Genomic DNA, 20,016 nt, shown 5'->3' with positions numbered 1-20,016 from the left:
GCCGGCGGTACGGACCGGACGGAACCGACAGAACGGCGCGGGCCCGTACCCCTTGACCGGGGTACGGGCCCGCGCCGTCCGTGCGGTGCCGCGATGCGATCGGGCGATCAGGCGCCGAGGATCTCGCGCGCCAGCTTGGCCGTCTCGGTCGGCGTCTTGCCGACCTTGACGCCAGCGGCCTCGAGGGCCTCCTTCTTCGCCTGGGCGGTGCCGGAGGAGCCGGAGACGATGGCGCCCGCGTGGCCCATGGTCTTGCCCTCGGGAGCGGTGAAGCCCGCGACGTAACCGACGACCGGCTTGGTGACGTTGGCCTTGATGAAGTCGGCCGCACGCTCCTCGGCGTCGCCGCCGATCTCGCCGATCATCACGATCAGGTCGGTCTCCGGGTCGGCCTCGAACGCCGCGAGGGCGTCGATGTGCGTCGTGCCGATGACCGGGTCGCCACCGATGCCGACGGCGGACGAGAAGCCGATGTCGCGGAGCTCGTACATCATCTGGTAGGTCAGCGTGCCGGACTTGGACACGAGACCGATGCGGCCGGGCTTGGTGATGTCGCCCGGGATGATGCCGGCGTTGGACTGGCCGGGGGTGATCAGGCCGGGGCAGTTCGGACCGATGATCCGGGTCTTGTTGCCCTTCGACGTCGCGTACGCCCAGAAGGCGGCCGAGTCGTGGACGGCGATGCCCTCGGTGATCACGACGGCGAGCGGGATCTCGGCGTCGATCGCCTCGACGACGGCGGCCTTGGCGAAGGCCGGCGGCACGAAGAGGACGGACACGTCCGCGCCGGTCTTCTCCATCGCCTCCGCGACGGAGCCGAAGACGGGTACCTCGGTGCCGTCGAAGTCGACGGACGTACCGGCCTTGCGCGGGTTCACGCCGCCGACGATGTTGGTGCCGTCACCGAGCATGAGCTTGGTGTGCTTCATACCGGTGGCGCCGGTCATCCCCTGGACGATGACCTTGCTGTCCTTGGTGAGGAAGATAGCCATGGTGTTGGAGTCCCTCGTCCCTTACTTCGCAGCCGCGGCGAGCTCGGCGGCCTTGTCGGCCGCGCCGTCCATGGTGTCCACACGCTGAACGAGCGGGTGGTTCGCGTCGGAGAGGATCTTGCGACCCAGCTCCGCGTTGTTGCCGTCGAGGCGCACGACCAGCGGCTTGGTGACTTCCTCGCCCTTGGACTCGAGGAGTGCGAGCGCCTGGACGATGCCGTTGGCGACCTCGTCGCAGGCGGTGATGCCACCGAAGACGTTGACGAAGACGGACTTGACGTCCGTGTCGCCGAGGATGATCTCCAGGCCGTTCGCCATGACCTCGGCGGAGGCGCCGCCACCGATGTCGAGGAAGTTGGCGGGCTTCACGTTGCCGTGGTTCTCACCGGCGTACGCGACGACGTCCAGGGTCGACATGACCAGACCGGCACCGTTGCCGATGATGCCGACCTCGCCGTCGAGCTTGACGTAGTTGAGGTTCTTGGCCTTGGCCGCGGCCTCGAGGGGGTTGGCCGCGGCCTTGTCCTCGAGGGCCTCGTGCTCGGGCTGGCGGAAGTCGGCGTTCTCGTCGAGCGAGACCTTGCCGTCCAGGGCCAGGATGCGGCCGTCCTTGGTCTTGACCAGCGGGTTGACCTCGACGAGGAGGGCGTCCTCGGCGACGAAGGTGTCCCAGAGCGTCACCAGGACCTCGGCGACCTTCTCGGCCACCTCCGCCGGGAACGCGGCCTGGGCGACGATCTCGCGGGCCTTCTCGATCGTGACGCCGTCGACGGCGTTGACCGGGACCTTCGCGAGGGCCTCGGGGGTCTTCTCCGCGACCTCCTCGATGTCCATGCCGCCCTGCACCGAGGCCATGGCCAGGAAGGTGCGGTTGGTGCGGTCGAGGAGGTACGAGACGTAGTACTCCGCCTCGATCTCCGGAGACAGCTCGGCGATCATCACCTTGTGGACCGTGTGGCCCTTGATGTCCATGCCGAGGATGTCGGTCGCGCGGGCAACCGCCTCGTCGGGGGTGGCGGCCAGCTTGACGCCACCGGCCTTGCCACGGCCGCCGACCTTCACCTGCGCCTTGACGACCGACTTGCCGCCCAGCCGCTCGGTCGCCTCGCGGGCTGCCTCAGGCGTGTCGATGACTTCACCGGCCAGCACCGGTACACCGTGCTTGGCGAAGAGGTCCCTCGCCTGGTACTCGAACAGGTCCACGCGCGTCCGTCCCTTAATCAATGGTCTCGCGGTTGGTTTTCTGCGTGGGCGTGCCGCGAGGGGCAAAACGTGACTGCTCTGTCACCAGGAAGGCGCACACGGTGAGCCCGGTACGCGGCATGTCCATCTCGCAGGTTATCCCCGCGTCCCGCAGGACCCTAAATCACAGATACCGACGGAGCGGTGATTACGGTCACAGATCACGCCGGTGGCCGGGTCGCCGTGGTGCGACTACCGGTCCGGCTCCCTGTCCGGCACGGGGAGCGGCCGCTTCTCGATGGCCGCCGCCATCACTTCGGGGAACAGGTCCGGGGTGCACGCGAACGCCGGTGCGCCCAGGGCGCCGAGCGCCGCCGCGTGCTCGCGGTCGTAGGCGGGCGCGCCCTCGTCGGACAGCGCGAGCAGGGCCACGAACTGCACACCGGACGCCTTCATCGCGGCGACCCGTTTCAGCATCTCGTCGCGTATGCCGCCCTCGTAGAGGTCGCTGATGAGAACGACGACGGTGTCCGCCGGACGGGTGATGTGCGACTGGCAGTGGGCGAGCGCCCGGTTGATGTCGGTGCCGCCGCCGAGCTGGGTGCCGAAGAGGACGTCGACGGGGTCGTCGAGCTGGTCGGTGAGATCGACCACCGCAGTGTCGAAGACCACGAGCCTGGTCCGCAGGGTGCGCATGGAGGCGAGCACCGCGCCGAAGACGGAGGCGTGGACCACGGAGGCGGCCATCGACCCCGACTGGTCGATGCAGAGGATCACGTCCTTCTTCACGGACCGGTCGGCCCGTCCGTGGCCGATGAGCCGTTCGGGGACGACGGTGCCGTGCTCGGGGAGGTAGTTCTTGAGGTTGGCCCGGATGGTGCGGTCCCAGTCGATGTCGCGGTGACGGGGCCGGCTGATCTTCGTCGAACGGTCCAGCGCGCCGGTGAGGGTCGCCCGGGTGCGGGTGGCGAGCCGCTTCTCCAGGTCCTCGACGACTTTGCGCACCACCGCCCTCGCGGTCTCCTTCGTCGTCTCGGGCATGGCCTTGTTGAGCGAGAGGAGCGTCCCGACGAGGTGGACGTCCGCCTCGACGGCCTCCAGCATCTCCGGTTCGAGGAGCAGCGCGGAGAGACCGAGCCGGTCGATCGCGTCGCGCTGCATGATCTGGACGACGGAGCTGGGGAAGTACGTGCGGATGTCGCCGAGCCAGCGGGCCACGGAGGGCGCGGAGGCCCCGAGCCCGGCCGAGCGGCTGCCCCTGCCCCGGTCGCCGGGCCTGCCCCCGCCGTACAGCGCGGTCAGCGCACCGTCCATCGCGGCGTCGCGCCCGGTGAGTGCGTGACCGGTGCCCTCGGCGCTGTCCCCGCCCAGCACCAGCCGCCACCGCCGCAGCCGCTCCCCGTCCGCCGGCCCGGCCGTACCCGTGGTGCGGGCCGTGTGCGTGGTGCGGGCCGTGTGCGTGGTCATCCCGTTGCCCCCAGCGGTTCCTCGACGTGCTCGGCGTTCTCGACGTGCTCGGTGCTTTCGGTACTTTCGGTGCTCTCGACGGTCTCCGCCGTTCCCGCGTCCCCCGTGGTGGTGCCCGCGTGCGGGGCGGCGGGCAGGCCGAGCAGGAGGCGCAGCACCGGCTCCACCGCGTCGGCCCTGGCCCCGTCCGGCACGGGGCCGAAACCGGGTGCCGTCGCACCGCCGACGGCCGCCGGGCCGCCCGCGGCCGGGCCGCGCCGCACGAGCTCGCCCAGCGTGCGCCGTACGCCCGCCTCGTACGCCGAGAACGTCCGGCGCAGCAGGGGCAGCACGTCGACGAAGGTGTCGGCGGGGACGCCGGTGAGCCAGGCGTCGACCAGGCCCAGCAGCCGCTCGTCGTGGACGAGCAGCATCCCTCCCCCGGCGGCTCCTCCGACGAACCCCTCGATCCACGCGGCGGCGTCGGCCGGGGGCGTACCGGGCGAGAGCGCCAGGCCCATCAGCCGTGCCGCGTCGTCCTCCCCGAGCCGCCCCTCGTCGAGCAGCAGCCGGGCGGCGCGGCCCCTGACGACCCCCGCGACCGTGTCCCGGGCGGCGAGCCGGTGCAGTACGGCCGCCCAGCGCTCGCGCAGCCCGTCCGCGTCCGCCACCGCCCGCGCGGTCCCGGAGAGCAGTCCGATCGCGGTGTGCACGCCGTCCACCCGGCGGCGCATCTCCTCGGCGCCGTCGGCGTCGAGCCCGGTGCAGGCGGGCGGCAGCCCGACCCGGATCCGTTCGGCGAGCCCGGCCGCGACCTCGCCGAGCGCCGTCGTGTCCGTGGACCGCACGTCGCCGTAGCGCAGGGTGCGGGCCAGCGCGGGCAGGGCGTCGGCGAGGTGGCCGACGTCGGAGTCGAGCGCGGCCCGGTCGGCGAGGGCCCGCATCACGACGGGCAGGGCCCCGGGCAGCTCCGCGAGGAGGCACTGCTCGGCGAGCGCCGTGACCTCGGCGAGCGTGGTGGCCGCCTCGGCCAGCGCCCCTGCCCTGGCCGTCGCGGCGGAGAGCACGGTGGTGCCCCAGGTCCCGGCCTCGGCGACCTGTACGTACAGCTCGGGTTCCCAGCGCAGCAGCCAGCTCTCCCGGAAGGTGCCGGTGCTCGCCCGGCCGGCCACGGGCTCGCCCCAGCCGACGGCGAGGACGCGCAGCCGGTGGAGCAGCCGGCTGCGGGCCGCGTCGTTGTCCTTGCGCAGGTCGAGCTCCAGCTCCCGCTCCTGCGCCTCCGGTTTGAGCCGGAGCGTGCGCTGCCGGCGGGTGAGGTCGCGCTGCAGGGGGACGGCGGGGGCGGTGTCCGGGACCTCGCCGAGGGTCTCGCCGACGACGAGCCGGTCCCGGACGAGGGCCAGCGGCACGTCGGAGCCCTCGCACATCACGGCCCTGATCGCGTCGGTCGTCTCGCTCAGCCCGGCGAGCGGACGGCCGCGCAGGGCGGCGAGGGTTTCGGCGAGCCGGACGGCCTCGATGACGTGGGCGGAGGACACGAACCGGTCCTCGTCGCGCATGAGTCCGGCGACCTTGGTCATCCACCGCTCGACCGGGCGGTCGGCGGCCTCGAAGAGGTGCCCGTACCAGCCGGGCGAGTCGATGCCCGCCCCGTATCCGCTGTGCCGGGCGAGCCTGCGGTGCGACCAGGGCACCCAGGTCATCTCGGTCCTGACCTTGGGCAGCCCCTTGAGCAGGGCGCGGTCGGCGGTGAGCGTGGTCGCCGCGCCGAGGGCGGGGACGTGCCAGGCACCGCAGACGACCGCGATGCCGTCGCCGAACTCCTTGACGGCCTTGCGCAGTTGGATGCGCATGTACGCCTCGCGGACGGTGTCGCGCGGGTGGCCGCCGTCCCCGTACACCTCGCGCAGGGCGGTCATCGCCTCGGCGAGCACGGCGAAGGGGGCCAGCGGGTCGGCGGGTCCGCCGTCCTGGGCGCGGTGTTCGACGACGTCCTCCCACCAGCGCTCCGGGTCGTCGTGGCCCGCCGCCCCGGCGAGCACGGCGACGGGATCGACCGGTGCCCGCGCGGTCCCGCCCTCCGTCCCGTCGCCGCTGTCACCGTCGCCCCCGCCCTCGTCGCCGTCGGCCGCCACCTGTTCCGCGGCTCGTGTCATGGCCAGGGAGTGCGCCGCGGGCAGGTCGATGAAGCGGACCGGGACGTCGTGTTCGAGGGCCCAGCGGATCGCGACCCATTCCGGCGAGAACGCGGCCAGCGGCCAGAACGCCGCCTGCCCGGGGTCGTCCACGGCGTGTGCGAGGAGCGCGACCGGTGGCCGCATCCCCTCGTCGGCGGCCAGCGGCAGCAGCGCGTCGCCCTCCGGCGGCCCCTCGACGAGCACGGCCCCCGGGCGTGCGGCGTCCAGGGCGGCGCGGACGGCCCGCGCCGAGCCGGGGCCGTGGTGCCGCACCCCCAGCAGCAGCGGCCCCGCGGGGCGCTCGGCCCGGGTCATGCGGATACCTCGCGGCAGGCGCGGTAGAAGTCCTTCCACCCGTCCCGCTCCCGGACCACCGTCTCCAGGTACTCCTGCCAGACCACCCGGTCGGCCGCGGGGTCGCGGACGACCGCGCCGAGGATGCCGGCCGCCACGTCGCCGGGGCGCAGCACTCCGTCGCCGAAGTGCGCGGCCAGGGCCAGGCCGTTGGTGACGACGGAGATCGCCTCGGCCGTCGACAGCGTCCCCGAGGGGGACTTGAGCTTGGTGCGGCCGTCGGTGGTGACGCCGTCGCGCAGCTCGCGGAAGACCGTGACGACGCGCCGGATCTCGGCCATGCCGTCGGGAGCGGCCGGGAGGTCGAGGGAACGCCCTATCTGGTCGACGCGCCGGGACACGATGTCCACCTCGGCGTCGGGGGTGGCCGGCAGCGGGAGCACGACGGTGTTGAACCGGCGGCGCAGCGCGCTGGACAGTTCGTTGACCCCGCGGTCGCGGTCGTTGGCGGTGGCGATGACGTTGAACCCGCGGACCGCCTGGACCTCCTGGCCCAGTTCGGGGACGGGGAGCGTCTTCTCCGACAGGATCGTGATGAGCGAGTCCTGGACGTCGGCGGGGATCCGGGTCAGTTCCTCGATGCGGGCGGTCATGCCGCCGGACATGGCGCGCATGAGCGGGCTGGGCACCAGTGCGTCGCGGCTGGGGCCGTGCGCGAGCAGCTGCGCGTAGTTCCACCCGTAGCGGACGGCCTCCTCGGGGGTGCCCGCCGTGCCCTGGACGAGCAGGGTCGAATCACCGCTGACGGCCGCCGCGAGGTGCTCCGAGACCCAGGTCTTGGCGGTGCCGGGAACGCCGAGGAGCAGGAGGGCCCGGTCGGTGGCGAGCGTGGTCACCGCGACCTCGACGAGGCGGCGCGGGCCCACGTACTTGGGTGTGATGACCGTGCCGTCGGGCAGGGTGCCGCCGAGCAGGTAGGTGGCGACGGCCCACGGCGAGAGCTGCCAACGGGCGGGCCGCGGGCGGTCGTCGGCCGCGGCGAGGGCCTTCAGCTCGTGGGCGAAGGCGTCCTCGGCGTGCGGGCGCAGTGCCTGCGCGCCGGTGGCGGCGGTGGTTTCGGGCACGGTCATGGATCCCCCTCCAGATCGGTCGACCTGATGTGATCCCACCGTGCACCACGGCACTGACAATCGGCCCCGCCCGCAGGTCGGAGGCCGATTCACCCGTCACGGACGCGGGGGCAGCTCCTGTATCGGGGAGCTGATCTCGCAGCCGCCCGACTTGAGCATGCCCATGCCCTCACGCTTCTTGACGATCTTGCCCTTGTACGTGATCGAGCAGCTGATTTCGAGGGTGGACCCGTCCTTCGGGAACGGCATGACGGCAGGCCGCACGGCCCCGCGCAGCGTGACGGTCTTCCGCCACGGCAGCGTGGGCGACTCGACCGTCTCGAGCTCCGGCTTCTCCGCCTCGCCCCTGCCGCCGGTGAACTGGATCTCGTCGACGTCCTTGCCGATGACCTCGTAGGTGACCTCGTACGGTTCGTCGACGGCCTGGTCGGCCGGGCCGGCGTCGCCGGAGCAGGCGGTGAGGCCCGGGCCGAGACCGAGGACCGCGGCCGCGCAGAAGGCGGTACGGATGGTGCGGAAGCGACGGACGGCGTGGATGGTGCGAGCGGTGTGACTGCTCATCGGTTGGTCCCCCCGGATCCATGGGCCTGCCGCTCGCGGCGAATCGCGAAGAACAAGCGCGGACAAGTCACGTCAAAATGTGTGCCGGACACTGAAACAGCAGGTCAGGGCGATTGTCAGTGGCGCACTTTACCGTCGTTCCCATGCTGCTATCTCACGGGGGAGAACCTTCGCGCACCGCCGCTCCGGTGGCGCGCTGGACGGTGGAGCAGGTACTGGCCCTCGCTCCTGACGACGCGTCGCGCAAGGCGGGGAGCAAGCTCGGTTCGGCGGGTCCGTGGTCGGGCGGCGGGTGCGACGGCTCGGGTGCGGTGTGGGGGCTGTGCAAGGGCAGCGGGAGCAAGCCGTACCGGACGGTCGTGGACGTCACGGGCCCCGCGTACAAGTGCAGTTGTCCGAGTCGGAAGTTCCCGTGCAAGCACGCCGTGGGGCTGCTGCTGGTCTGGGCGTCGGACGGGGCGGCGCTGCCCGGCGGCGAGGCGCCGGACTGGGCCGGGGAGTGGCTGACGGGCCGTCGCGTGCGGGCGGCCGGGAAGGCGGGGGCGGCGGGTGAGGGCGCGCCGGGCGGTGGGGCGGCGTCCGGTCCGGCCGATCCGGAGGCCGCCCGGCGCCGGGCGGAGCGGCGGGCCGAGCGGATCACCGGCGGTGCGCAGGAGTTGGAGGAGCGGCTCGCGGACCTGCTGCGCGGCGGGCTCGCGGCGGCCGGTCAGGCGGGGTACGGGCTCTGGGAGGAGACGGCGGCCCGCATGGTCGACGCCCAGGCGCCCGGGCTGGCGGCCAGGGTGCGGGAGCTGGGGTCCGTCCCGGGGTCCGGCCAGGGGTGGCCGGCTCGGCTGCTGGAGGAGTGCGCACTGCTCCATCTGCTGGACAGCGCCTGGCTGGGCATCGACCGGCTGCCGGAGCCGCTGGCGGCCACGGTCCGCACCCGGGTGGGGCTGACGGCCCACGCCGAGGGCGCGCCGGTCCGCGACCACTGGCTGGTCCTCGCCCAGTACGACACCCCGGACGGCCGAATCGTCGCACGCCGCGTCTGGCTGCACGGCAGGAGGACGGGCCGCACGGCGCTGCTGCTGTCCTTCGGTGCGGCCGGGCGCTCCCCCGCCCTGGCGCTGCCGGTGGGCGTCACGATCGACGCCGAGATCACGCCCTATCCGGGCGCCGGCCAGCTGCGGGCGGAGCTGGGCGAGCAGTTCGGGACGCCGTCGCCGGTCGGCACCCCGCCGCCCGGCGGCACCGCGGCCGATGCGATCGGGGCGTACGGACGGGCCCTGCGGGACGATCCCTGGCTGGACTCCTGGCCGGTGACGCTGGGCGAGGTCATACCCGTGCCGTCCGGGGACGGCTGGCAGTTGGTGGACGCGGCGGGCGGGGCGGCCCTGCCCGTCGCCCCGGCGGCGCTGTCCCGGCCCGGTCTGTGGAAGCTCGTCGCGCTCTCCGGCGGCGCCCCGGTCACCGTCTTCGGCGAGTGCGGCCACCGCGGCTTCGACCCGCTCGCGGCCTGGTCCACCGACGCCGAAACCGGGACAGGGACCGGGACGGGGACGGGGAACGGGACCGGAACCTGGACGGGGAACGGGACCGGGGCCGATACCGGTGCGGACACGGGTCCGGGCACGGGCGGCGCGGGCGGTACCGAGGGGCTCGGGGCCGATCCCGCCGACGCGACGTACGGGACCGTACCGCTCATCTGACGTCGGATTCGAAGTACGAAGGGGGAGCAATGCCTCGCACGATTACACCCGCGGCCTGGGAGGAGCTCGTCACCACGGCGCTCCTGGGCACCGACCGACGCCCGGCGGGGGCCGACGGGCCGACCGGCCTGCTGGACACGGCGGCGCTGCACACCGTGCGCCGCCGGGCGGGGCTGCTGCCCGCGGCCCCTGCGGCCCGGCCCGCCCCGGCCCCCTCCGACCCCCGGCCACCGCTGCCGCCGGCCGCGCGGCGCAGACTCGCGCAGCTGCTCGCGGACCGGTCGGCGTCGGGCGGCTCCGGCGGCCGCCGCGGCACGGCCCCCGACCTCACCGAGCTGATCCCTCAGTGGCTGGCCGTCGCCAACCGGTACGGTTTCCGGGCCCCGGCCCCACTGCTCCCGGCCCTGCTGGACGCGGCCCGGGCCCGCACCGATCTGCGGCCGCAGGCCCTGGCCTTCGCCGGACCGCGCGGGCTGTGGCTGGCCGGGCTGAACCCCGAGTGGAAGTTCGCGCTGCGCGGCTCGTCGGGCGGTTCGTCGCTGCCCGACGTGACGGACCCGGAGGCGGTCACGCAGCTGTGGGAGGAGGGGCTGTTCGCGGAACGGGTCGCCCTGCTCGGGGCCGTCCGGGAGCACGCCCCCGCCGAGGCGCTCGCCCTGCTCGCGTCCACGTGGTGCACCGAGCGCGCCGAGGACCGGCTGATGTTCCTCGACTCGCTGCGCTCCGGGCTCTCCGCGGCCGACGAGCCCTTCCTGGAACAGGCCCTCTCCGACCGCAGCCGCAACGTCCGCTCCACGGCCGCCGAACTCCTCTCCGCACTGCCGGAGTCGGCGCTCGCCGGACGGATGGCGGCCCGCGCGCTGTCGTGCGTGGGCCCGGACCTCACCGGTGACGGCGCCTCGGTCGCCGTGGAGGCACCGCACGAGTGCGACGCCTCGATGGAGCGCGACGGCGTGGTGGCGGTGCCGCCGTCCGGCCGGGGCGAACGGTCCTGGTGGCTCGGCCAGTTGGTGGAGGCGACCCCGCTCGCGACCTGGTCGGCGCGGTTCGGCGACCGCGGCGCGCGGGAGATCGTCGGCCTTCCGGTGTCCGACGGCTGGGGCGAGGAACTGCACGCGGCGTGGTGCCGGGCGGCGGTGCGGCAGCGGGACCCGGAGTGGGCCCGCGCACTGCTCGGCGCCCCTTCCGTCCCGCCGTCGAACGGCCCCGGCACGGCCTCGCTCGCCGAACGCTCGAAGCTCCTCTCGGTGCTCCCCGCACCCGAACGGGCCGCGTGGGTCGCCGACTTCGTTGCCGCGCACGGCCTGTCCGAGGCGTTCCAGCTGCTGGGGGTCTGCCCGACCCCCTGGGCCGAACCCCTCGGCCGCGCGGTCGTCGACGCCCTGGACATCGCCCGGGACGCGGGCAGTTACCCCTGGAGCTTCAGCGGTGTGATGGGACTCGCCGAACGCTGCCTGAACCCGGCCGAGGCCGACCGCCTGGAGGTCCTCACCACCACCCCGGACGAACCGGAGGACGCCTCGCCGGGTGCGAACGGCTACTGGTCGGAGGCGTTCCAGCGGCTGGTCTCCACACTGCGGCTGCGCGCGGCGATGGAACGGGAACTGATACCGGTGTCGACACCGGCACCGGTACCCACGTCGACACCGGGCTGACGGACCGGACTGTCGAGGCCGGAGGCAGGGCCGGGGGGCGGGCCGGGAGGAGCGGCCCGCCGCCACGTGGGCGCCGGAAGGGGCCGGGAGGAAGAGGAAGGGCGGGGCGGTCAGGCTTCGGCGGGGTGGCGCACGTTCGCGTTGACCCATTCGACGATCGAGACCGTCGTGGCGCCCGGGGTGAAGATCTCCGCGACCCCCTGCTCCTTCAGCGGGGCGATGTCCGCCTCCGGGATGATGCCGCCGCCGAAGACCTTGATGTCCTCCGCCTCGCGCTCCTTCAACAGCTCGATCACCTTGGCGAAGAGCGTGTTGTGCGCACCGGAGAGGATCGAGAGGCCGATCGCGTCGGCGTCCTCCTGGATCGCGGTGTCCACGATCTGCTCGGGCGTCTGGTGGAGCCCGGTGTAGATGACCTCCATCCCTGCGTCGCGCAGGGCCCGCGCGATCACCTTGGCGCCGCGATCATGGCCGTCCAGGCCCGGCTTCGCCACCACCACACGGATCGGACCGGTCACACCCATCACTGCCTCCACATGCGTCTCCCGTGCCTGAAGGGCCGGGGATGTGAACGAACGTTATCTACAGCATCCCGCAAGCCGTCGTTTCGCGGTGGACGGGGAGGGGGAAATCACACCTGGGACATGTTCACCGGGCGGCGGCCCCTCGGGACACGGCAGGTCTGCCGTGCGGGACCGGCCGCCGGGGGAGCCGCTACGAGGTCGCCGTACCACCGCGCCGCCAGCCGCGCGGCACGGTGGTACGGCCAGCCCCGCCCGTCCGGCCCGTCGGCCGTTCCTCGGTCACCGCCGGTGAGCAGGGGTACGCGCGCCGGGGCCGATCCCCGGCCGGCCGGTCCGGCCGCCCGCAGCCTCGCCCGGCACCCCATGAGGGCATCCGGGCCGCGACGGCCTCCCCCGGATGCCGGAGCAAGGAGGTCGGCCATGAAGGTCCCGCCTTTCCTTCCCGCGCTGCTGTGCCGGCCGTACCCGGCCCCCGCCCGGCCGTCGCCCGCCCTGCTGAAGGCCGAAGTACTGGAGCTGGTGGTCCTCGCCGGACACGTACTGCTCTACCCCACCGGCATCACCGGAGAGCGCCACCCCGCATCGGACGCCACAGACGCCACGGACCCCACGGATCACCCTGACCCCGCGGGCCGGGCAGGCTCCGCGGGCCGGACGGGGGCTGCCGGGCCACGTACCGTCCCCGCCGTTCCCCCGCCCGCCGTCCCCGTCGAGCCCGGCGCCCCGGCCGGGGTCCCCGTCCTCCCCGTGGAGGGCGACGAACGGCCGCCCGTCGTGCTCCTGCACGGTTTCGTCGACAACCGCTCGGTCTTCGTCCTGTTGCGCCGCTCCCTCGTCAGGCACGGCTGGCACCATCTGGAGTCGCTCAACTACTCGCCGCTGACCTGCGACATCCGTACGGCGGCCGAGCTGCTCGGGCGGCACGTCGAGGAGATCTGCGCCCGCACCGGGCACCACGAGGTCGACATCGTCGGGCACAGCCTCGGCGGCCTGATCGCCCGCTACTACGTGCAGCGGCTGGGCGGCGACCAGCGGGTCCGCACCCTGGTCACCCTCGGCACCCCGCACCAGGGCACCGCCGTCGCCCCGTTGGCGAGCGCTCACCCCATCGTGCGGCAGATGCGCACGGATTCCGCCCCGATCGAGGAGCTGCGCAGGCCCGCGCCCGGCTGCCGCACCCGGTTCGTGAGCTTCTGGAGCGAGCTGGACCGGGTGGTCGTCCCGACCGAGGCGGCCCGCATCGACCATCCGGACCTCGACGCGCTGAACGTACGGGTCACCGGAATCGGCCACCTCGCACTGCCGGTGCACCCGTCGGTCGTCGCCGCGGTCCGCCAGGCACTGGAATCCGGCGAGCCGACGGCCGGAACCGAAGGAACCGAAGGATCCGAAGAAACTGAAGGGCCCGAGGGGCCCGAAGAGTCCGAAGGGCCCGGAGAGGCCAGAGGGGCCGATGAGACCGGGGGGACCGGCGGAACCGTCTCGGCGGCCTGACCCCGGGTACCACGGGCACCCCGTTCCACGCTCCCCAATATCGCGTCCGCCGACGCCCCACAAATAGAACAAACTTCGAACATAGAGCCAAGGCTATGCGTCCAGGCCGTCGAAAGGCGGCCGATTGCCCGTTTCCTGAGCCGTCCGGGCCCGCCGAAGATTGTCGGCGTCGCATACCGCCGGGTACAGTCGCGGCCACTGCTCCCCCCTGGGATCCCCCCACCGGAACCCGGGCCCACAGGTCCTGCTGCCGAGGCGAGAGAGAAGTTGGTGAACGACCAGCACCCCCACGCCGGGTATGCCGGGTACGACAGCGATGCCACCGGCAGCTTCCACAGCGACCCCCTCTTCGGCTCGCTCCCCGGCGGCCACGACGGCGCCTACGGCAACGGTTACGGCGCCGGACAGATGGGGCACAGCGGCCAGTACGACTCCACGCAGTGGGACACGGGCGCGCACCCGACCGCCTCGTACGACGGGTACGACGCGTACGCGGCACAGCCCCAGCAGCAGTACGAGGCGGCGCCGACGTACTCGACCACGGCCACCTGGACGCCCGTCGCCGACTACGGCACGACCGCGACCGCGCTCACCGACACCTCCGGCTTCATGGGCGTCCCGGCCCAGGCCGGCTCCCCGGACGCCACGGGCCAGTGGGACACCGGCGGCTGGCAGCCGGGCAACCAGTGGGCGGCGACCGACACGGCCTCGTACGACTCCGGCGTGTACGACGCCACGGCCTGGAACACCGGCGCCGAGCACGGGCACGAGCAGCAGACCGCGCAGATGGCGCAGCCCCTGCAGAGCGAACAGGTGTTGCACGAGGCGCCGACGGCGCACGACGCGTACGGGGTCCAGGAGACCCACGCGGCGCATGAGACCCACGCGGCGCACGAGCCGTACGAGTTCTACACCGGTGAGGGCTCCTACGACCCGTACGACCCCTACCGCACCGACGGGCACGACACCGCCGAGCACCAGCACGACGCCGAGCACGGGCACGGCTTCGCGGCCGGTCCGGACGGCGACACCGACGGCGACGCCGACCGCGGTCCCTCGATCCACAACGCCCCGACCCGCGACTTCCCGGTCCTGGACGCGGATCTGCCCGCCCCGGCGAACGACTCGCACCGCCCGCTCGGCCGCACCTCCGCCCGGGGCAACGGCGGCAACGGGGGCAACAGCCGCAGGCGGCGCTCCCCCGCGAAGCGTTCCGCGCTCCTCACCGTCGCCATTCCCTCCGCCTGCGTGATGAGCGTGGCCGGCATCGCGGCCGCCTCCGTCGGCGGACTGGGCGGCGAGGACAAGAAGGACGACGGCAAGACCACGATGGCGGCTCCCGACGCCGAAACCGTCAAGCCGGGCGTGGCCAACAACAAGCTGGACACCCAGCTGGCCAACCTCAGCGCCGACGCCGAGAACTTCGCCGACCGCGCCAGCCGCACCCAGGAACGCATCGACCTGCGGGAGCGGCAGGCCGCCGAGAAGAAGAAGCGCGAGGAGGAGGCCGCCCGCAAGGAGGCGCTGCGGCCCAAGTTCGTCATGCCGGTCGCCCAGCACACCCTCAGCGCGTACTTCGGCCAGTCGGGCGTCAACTGGATGTCCCGGCACACCGGCATCGACTTCCCCGTCCTCCAGGGCACGCCGGTGATGGCCGCGACGGACGGCACCGTGCGCACCCAGCTGAACAGCGCCTACGGGAACATGGCCATCGTCACCGCGGCCGACGGCACCGAGACCTGGTACTGCCACCTCAGCAGCACCAAGATCCGCTCGGGCCCGGTCAAGGCCGGTGACGTCATCGCCTACTCCGGCGACTCCGGGAACTCGACCGGCCCGCACCTGCACTTCGAGGTGCGTCCCGGCGGCGGCGCGGCGATCGACCCGCTGCCCTGGCTCCGCAGCCACGGCGTCGACCCGACCTGAGCCCGGAGCCCGCGGCCCGGGACATGGACACGAAATGGTTCTGCCCGCCACACCGTCGGTGTGGCGGGCAGAACCATTTCGTGCGGGTCCGGTGCTACAGCTTCTCGACCGGCGCGTACCGCAGCAGCAGCTTCTTCGGCCGGTCGTCCCCGAAGTCGACCGTGGCCTTCGCCTGGTCGCCGAAGCCCTCGACCGCCGTCACCGTGCCGAGGCCGAACTGGTCGTGCGTGACCCGGTCCCCGACGGCCAGCGTGACCGTCGGCTTGCTGTCCGAGGCCCGCCGCGTGGCGAAGCCCGAGGGGCCGGAGCGCGCGCGGGAGGAGGACAGCGACGAGGTGATCCCCGTCGTCGGCCCGGCCGGAGCCGCCATCGGCCCGGTCCGCTTCCACTCCAGGTGCTGGTCCGGGATCTCCTCCAGGAACCTCGACGGCGGGTTGTACGAGGGCTGCCCCCACGCGCTGCGCATCGCCGCCCGGGTCAGGTAGAGCCGCTCGCGGGCCCGGGTGATGCCGACGTAGGCGAGCCGCCGCTCCTCCTCCAGCTCCTTCGTCTGGCCCAGCGCCCGCATGTGCGGGAAGACGCCGTCCTCCAGGCCGGTCAGGAAGACCACCGGGAATTCGAGGCCCTTCGCGGTGTGCAGCGTCATGAGCGTGATGACGCCGGAGCCGTCCTCGTCCTCGTCGGGGATCTGGTCGGAGTCGGCGACGAGGGCCACCTTCTCCAGGAACTCGGCGAGCGTGCCCGTACCGGTGGCGACCGCGGGGGTGCCGTCCTCCGCGCCCTCCCCGGCCGCCGCCGCGCGCTCCTGCTCGAATTCGAGGGCCACCGAGGCGAGTTCCTGGAGGTTCTCGATCCGGGTCTCGTCCTGCGGGTCGGTGGACGCCTGGAGTTCGGCCAGGTAGCCCGTGCGTTCCAGGACGGCCTCCAGGACCACCGCGGGGCCCGCGCCGGACTCGACGATCGTGCGCAGCTCCTCCATCAGCGTGTTGAACCGCTTGACGGCGTTGGCCGACCGGGCCGCCATGCCGTACGCCTCGTCGACCCGGCGCAGCGCCTGCGGGAAGGTGATCCGCTCCCGCAGGGACAGGGCGTCGATCATCGCCTCGGCGCGGTCGCCGATGCCGCGCTTGGGCACGTTGAGGATGCGGCGCAGCGGGACGGTGTCCTCCGGATTGGCGAGGACGCGCAGGTAGGCCAGGATGTCCCGGACCTCCTTGCGCTCGTAGAAGCGCACGCCGCCGACGACCTTGTAGGGCAGGCCGACGCGGATGAAGATCTCCTCGAAGACACGGGACTGGGCGTTCGTGCGGTAGAAGATCGCGACGTCACCGGCTTTGGCGTCGCCCGCGTCGGTGAGCCGGTCGATCTCGTCCGCGACGAACTGCGCCTCGTCGTGCTCGGTGTCGGCGACGTAGCCGGTGATCCGGGCACCCGTACCGGCGTTCGTCCACAGGTTCTTGGGACGGCGGCTCTCGTTGCGTTCGATGACCGCGTTGGCGGCGGACAGGATCGTCTGCGTGGAGCGGTAGTTCTGCTCCAGGAGGATCGTGGTCGCGTCCGGGTAGTCCTCCTCGAACTGGAGGATGTTGCGGATGGTCGCGCCGCGGAAGGCGTAGATCGACTGGTCGGCGTCGCCCACGACGCACAGCTCGGCCGGGGCGTCGTTCTCGCCCGTCGGCCCGACCAGTTCCCGCACGAGGGTGTACTGGGCGTGGTTGGTGTCCTGGTACTCGTCGACCAGGACGTGCCGGAAGCGGCGGCGGTAGTGCTCGGCGACGTCGGGGAACGCCTGGAGCAGGTGGACCGTCGTCATGATGATGTCGTCGAAGTCCAGCGCGTTGGCCTCGCGCAGCCGGGACTGGTACATCGTGTACGCCTGGGCGAGCGTCTTCTCGAAACCGTCGGCTGCCTGGCCGGCGAAGGTCTCCTCGTCGATCAGCTCGTTCTTCAGGTTGGAGACCTTGGCCGTGAACGACTTCGGCGGGAAGCGCTTCGGGTCCAGGTCGAGATCGCGGCAGACCAGCGCCATCAGCCGCTTGGAGTCGGCCGCGTCGTAGATCGAGAACGACGAGGTGAAGCCGAGCTTCTTCGACTCGCGGCGCAGGATGCGCACGCACGCGCTGTGGAAAGTCATGACCCACATGGCGTTGGCGCGCGGTCCGACGAGCTGCTCGACGCGCTCCTTCATCTCGCCCGCGGCCTTGTTGGTGAAGGTGATCGCCAGGATCTGGCCGGGGTGCACCCCGCGCTCGGCCAGGAGGTGGGCGATCCGGTGGGTCAGCACCCGGGTCTTCCCGGAGCCGGCCCCGGCGACGATGAGCAGCGGGGAGCCCGCGTGCACGACGGCGGCGCGCTGCTCGGTGTTCAGCCCGTCGAGGAGCGCCGCGGGGTCGATGACGGGGCGGGGGGCACCGTCGCGGTAGTACGCGTCCCTGGGCTGCGGCGGCCCGTCGAACACGTCCCCGAAGAGCCCCTCCGGCACCTCTTCGGGTGCGGCGTCCTCGGGGGGCGGCGGGGGCTCTTCCTCCGAGTGCTGGAGGCCGGCCAGGAAACTGTCGTCAAAGAGGCTGCTCATCGCTTGTCGAGTCTAAGCCGCCGCACAGACACCCGGCGGGCCCTTGCCCAACCGCCCCCCGGCACCCGCACGCCGGACACACACCGGACACGCACCGGGAGCGGGTGCGCACACCGCGTGAGGGGTTCCGGCCCCCGGCCGCCCCCGCCACCCAGGTCACGAAAATGTATCGGGCATATCGAACATCGACCTTCCCAGCGGCACACCGGTTGGCTAGCGTGCACGACCGGGCCGCCCGTACCCCCTTTGCGGCGAACCACGCCGAGCGGGCGCCCGCGCCGAATCCGGACTGCCCTCGCGGGCGTTCGGAGCCGGGGACCCAACAGGCAGCACCGGGGTGAATCGGTCCTCATCCCCCACTGAACGGACCGTAGGGCAACCTTCCGTTCCGCCCGAACCCGACAGCTAACCCGGCAGGCGGTCCACGGAAGGAGATGCCCGACTTGGCATCGCACCGCAAACCGCGCCCCCGGACGTTCAGCAACGCACCGGCCGTCGGGCTCACCACGGCGGCGCTGGCGTCCGTGACCCTGCTCTCCACGCAGAGCGCCACGGCCGCGCCCGACCCGAAGCCCGGCATCGAGGACGTCCAGAAGAAGGTCGACGACCTCTACCGGCAGGCGGGCACCGCGACCCAGAAGTACAACCTGGCCAAGGAGGCCTCCACCGCCCAGCGCGCCAAGGTCCGGGCCCTGCTGGACGACGTGGCCGAGCGCGCCGACGAGCTCAACGAAGCGCGCCGGACGCTCGGCGCCTACGCCGCCGCGCAGTACCGCAACGGCTCCATCGCGCCGACCGCCACCTTCTTCCTGGCCGACGACCCGCAGGCGTACTTCGACCAGAGCCGGCTGATGGACCGGATGACCAGCCGGCAGCAGAAGGCGGTCACCGACTTCCAGGCCCAGCAGGCCAGGGCGGCGAAGAAGCGCTCCGAGGCGGTACGGAGCCTGGAGACCCTGACGACGACCCAGGCCACGCTGCGCACCAGCAAGCAGGACGTCCAGAAGAAGCTGGGCGAGGCGCGCACGCTGCTGTCGAAGCTGACCGCCGAGGAGAAGGCGCGGCTCGCGGCGCTGGAGCGGGAGAAGGAGGCGGAGGCCGGGCGCAAGGCCGAGGAGCTGGCGAAGCAGCAGGCCGCCGCCAAGGCAGAGGCGGACCGCAAGGCCGAGGAGGCCGCGAAGGAGGCGGGTTCCGGCAGCGGTACGGGTACAGGTACGGGCACCGGGACCGGCTCGGACAGCGACGCCACCAGCAGGACGGACAAGGTGCTCGCCTTCGCCAGGGCCCAGATAGGCAAGCCGTACGTCTGGGGCGCGACCGGCCCGGACTCGTACGACTGCTCCGGGCTCACCCAGGCGGCGTGGAAGGCGGCGGGCGTCGACCTCCCGCGCACCACCTGGGACCAGGTGAAGGTCGGCACCCGGGTCGCCACGGCGGACCTGCGGCCGGGCGACCTCGTCTTCTTCTACGACGACATCAGCCACGTCGGCATCTACAAGGGCGACGGGATGATGATCCACGCGCCGAAGCCCGGGGCCGACGTGCGCGAGGAGTCGATCTACTACATGCCGATCTACGGCAGCGTGCGCCCGGCGTAGCGGCCGTACCGCCCGGCCTCCGGCCGCCGGACGGGCTCGCCGCTCCGAGCCCGTCCGGCACACCGGGGCCCCCGCCCAGTGCGGCGGGGCAGCGACCGGGCCCGGGGCCGTGCGAACTCAGGGCCCCCGGGCGGGCCCGGGGCCGGGCAGGTTCAGGGCCGGCTCAGGTCCAGAGCGTGGCGATGAAGATGTTGGCGAGCGTCAGGCCGCCGACCGCCGCGAAGGCACCCTTGTCGACCGTCTCCTCGTCCCGCTTGACGTAGACGAGCGCGAGGATGGCGACCAGGATCAGCGTCTTGACCCCGATCTTGATGTTGTTCACGTGGCCGCCGTCGGCCTCGTTCAGCCCGACCAGCGCGACGCCGGTGACCAGCATGGTCAGCGCACCGTGCAGCATCGCCGGCACGAACCGGGCCGTGCCCGCGCCCATCGCCTTCATCTGGGTCAGGAAACCACCCAGCAGCGAGGCGATGCCGATGATGTGCAGGGCGACGAAGACATGAATGAGTACGTCCATGAGGCCGCAGCCTAGCCCCGCCCATATCACCACCCTGCAGGCAGGTGCGACTTCCCGGCTGCTTCACTCGTGTCTGTACCCAATGCCTCACTCTGGTGCATTTTTCTCGATCACTCGACGACATCGCCGCGCCAAATTAAGACAATAAGCGTCATTACGACTCCTGCCCGTGCCCCGGGTCTAGCGTCCCTGACGAGGTGACCGGCTCCATCGCCGCTCCGTCCGCGGACGGCGCACCGGTCGCCCCGCCGGGC

At 72.7% G+C, this 20,016-nt stretch carries 14 protein-coding genes and 1 riboswitch; of the genes, 5 read left to right on the top strand and 9 right to left on the bottom strand.

Translation table 11 applies throughout. The annotated features are described in order from the left end of the window. Positions 1–107 precede the first annotated feature (107 nt). The 6 genes from sucD to ABZZ04_RS13280 all read right to left on the bottom strand — a co-directional run bounded on the left by sucD (position 108) and on the right by ABZZ04_RS13280 (position 7,782). Positions 108–992, bottom strand: coding sequence for a succinate--CoA ligase subunit alpha (sucD, locus tag ABZZ04_RS13305; protein WP_356932313.1), 885 nt, complete (start codon positions 990–992; stop codon positions 108–110). Between the two features lie 21 nt (positions 993–1,013). Then, a complete protein-coding gene (gene sucC, locus ABZZ04_RS13300) occupies positions 1,014–2,195 on the bottom strand; it encodes an ADP-forming succinate--CoA ligase subunit beta (protein WP_356932312.1) in 1,182 nt (393 codons plus the stop codon). 231 nt (positions 2,196–2,426) lie between these two features. After that, a complete protein-coding gene (locus tag ABZZ04_RS13295; protein ID WP_356932311.1) occupies positions 2,427–3,641 on the bottom strand; it encodes a VWA domain-containing protein in 1,215 nt (404 codons plus the stop codon). Further along, positions 3,638–6,112: a DUF5682 family protein gene (locus ABZZ04_RS13290; protein WP_356932310.1), complete on the bottom strand. Its 2,475-nt coding sequence runs from the start codon at positions 6,110–6,112 to the stop codon at positions 3,638–3,640. The genes ABZZ04_RS13295 and ABZZ04_RS13290 overlap by 4 nt, the downstream gene beginning before the upstream one ends. Beyond that, entirely contained in the window at positions 6,109–7,221 is a 1,113-nt protein-coding gene (locus tag ABZZ04_RS13285; protein WP_148838785.1) for an AAA family ATPase, read from the bottom strand. Before ABZZ04_RS13285 ends, ABZZ04_RS13290 begins: the two co-directional genes overlap by 4 nt. 96 nt (positions 7,222–7,317) lie before the next feature. Beyond that, positions 7,318–7,782, bottom strand: a complete 465-nt coding sequence (locus ABZZ04_RS13280) for a hypothetical protein (protein WP_356932309.1) — start codon at positions 7,780–7,782, stop codon at positions 7,318–7,320. A 143-nt stretch (positions 7,783–7,925) separates the two neighbouring features. Here ABZZ04_RS13280 and ABZZ04_RS13275 point away from each other — a divergent pair, with 143 nt between their 5' ends. Continuing rightward, positions 7,926–9,473, top strand: a complete 1,548-nt coding sequence (locus ABZZ04_RS13275) for an SWIM zinc finger family protein (protein WP_356932308.1) — start codon at positions 7,926–7,928, stop codon at positions 9,471–9,473. 29 nt (positions 9,474–9,502) lie between these two features. Beyond that, positions 9,503–11,128, top strand: coding sequence for a DUF5691 domain-containing protein (locus ABZZ04_RS13270; RefSeq protein WP_356932307.1), 1,626 nt, complete (start codon positions 9,503–9,505; stop codon positions 11,126–11,128). 110 nt (positions 11,129–11,238) lie between these two features. Here the strand turns inward: ABZZ04_RS13270 and ABZZ04_RS13265 are convergent, their stop codons facing one another. Next, entirely contained in the window at positions 11,239–11,652 is a 414-nt protein-coding gene (locus ABZZ04_RS13265; protein WP_356932306.1) for a cobalamin B12-binding domain-containing protein, read from the bottom strand. A gap of 420 nt (positions 11,653–12,072) precedes the next feature. On the opposite strand from ABZZ04_RS13265, the gene ABZZ04_RS13260 reads away from it, so the two are divergent. Together ABZZ04_RS13260 and ABZZ04_RS13255 are read left to right on the top strand one after the other, a co-directional pair. Next, complete coding sequence (locus tag ABZZ04_RS13260; protein WP_356932305.1) at positions 12,073–13,146, top strand: alpha/beta fold hydrolase; 1,074 nt, start codon at positions 12,073–12,075, stop codon at positions 13,144–13,146. Between the two features lie 270 nt (positions 13,147–13,416). Beyond that, positions 13,417–15,072 (top strand): M23 family metallopeptidase, encoded by a 1,656-nt coding sequence (locus ABZZ04_RS13255; protein ID WP_356932304.1) that lies wholly within the window; start codon positions 13,417–13,419, stop codon positions 15,070–15,072. A 94-nt stretch (positions 15,073–15,166) separates the two neighbouring features. On the opposite strand, the gene pcrA is transcribed toward ABZZ04_RS13255, so the two are convergent. Next, entirely contained in the window at positions 15,167–17,647 is a 2,481-nt protein-coding gene (gene pcrA / locus ABZZ04_RS13250; RefSeq protein ID WP_356932303.1) for a DNA helicase PcrA, read from the bottom strand. A gap of 266 nt (positions 17,648–17,913) precedes the next feature. Beyond that, a riboswitch (cyclic di-AMP (ydaO/yuaA leader) is annotated at positions 17,914–18,083 on the top strand. On the opposite strand from pcrA, the gene ABZZ04_RS13245 reads away from it, so the two are divergent. Next, complete coding sequence (locus tag ABZZ04_RS13245; RefSeq protein ID WP_356932302.1) at positions 18,082–19,245, top strand: NlpC/P60 family protein; 1,164 nt, start codon at positions 18,082–18,084, stop codon at positions 19,243–19,245. (Overlaps the previous riboswitch by 2 nt.) A 163-nt stretch (positions 19,246–19,408) precedes the next feature. On the opposite strand, the gene ABZZ04_RS13240 is transcribed toward ABZZ04_RS13245, so the two are convergent. Then, positions 19,409–19,762: a hypothetical protein gene (locus tag ABZZ04_RS13240; RefSeq protein ID WP_356932301.1), complete on the bottom strand. Its 354-nt coding sequence runs from the start codon at positions 19,760–19,762 to the stop codon at positions 19,409–19,411. Between the last annotated feature and the right edge of the window lie 254 nt (positions 19,763–20,016).

Origin of the sequence: Streptomyces sp. NPDC006435 (assembly GCF_040612315.1) — a bacterium.
Taxonomy (GTDB): Bacteria; Actinomycetota; Actinomycetes; order Streptomycetales; family Streptomycetaceae; genus Streptomyces.
Note: the sequence above shows the minus strand (reverse complement) of the source record. Positions and strands in the feature narration are given on the sequence as shown.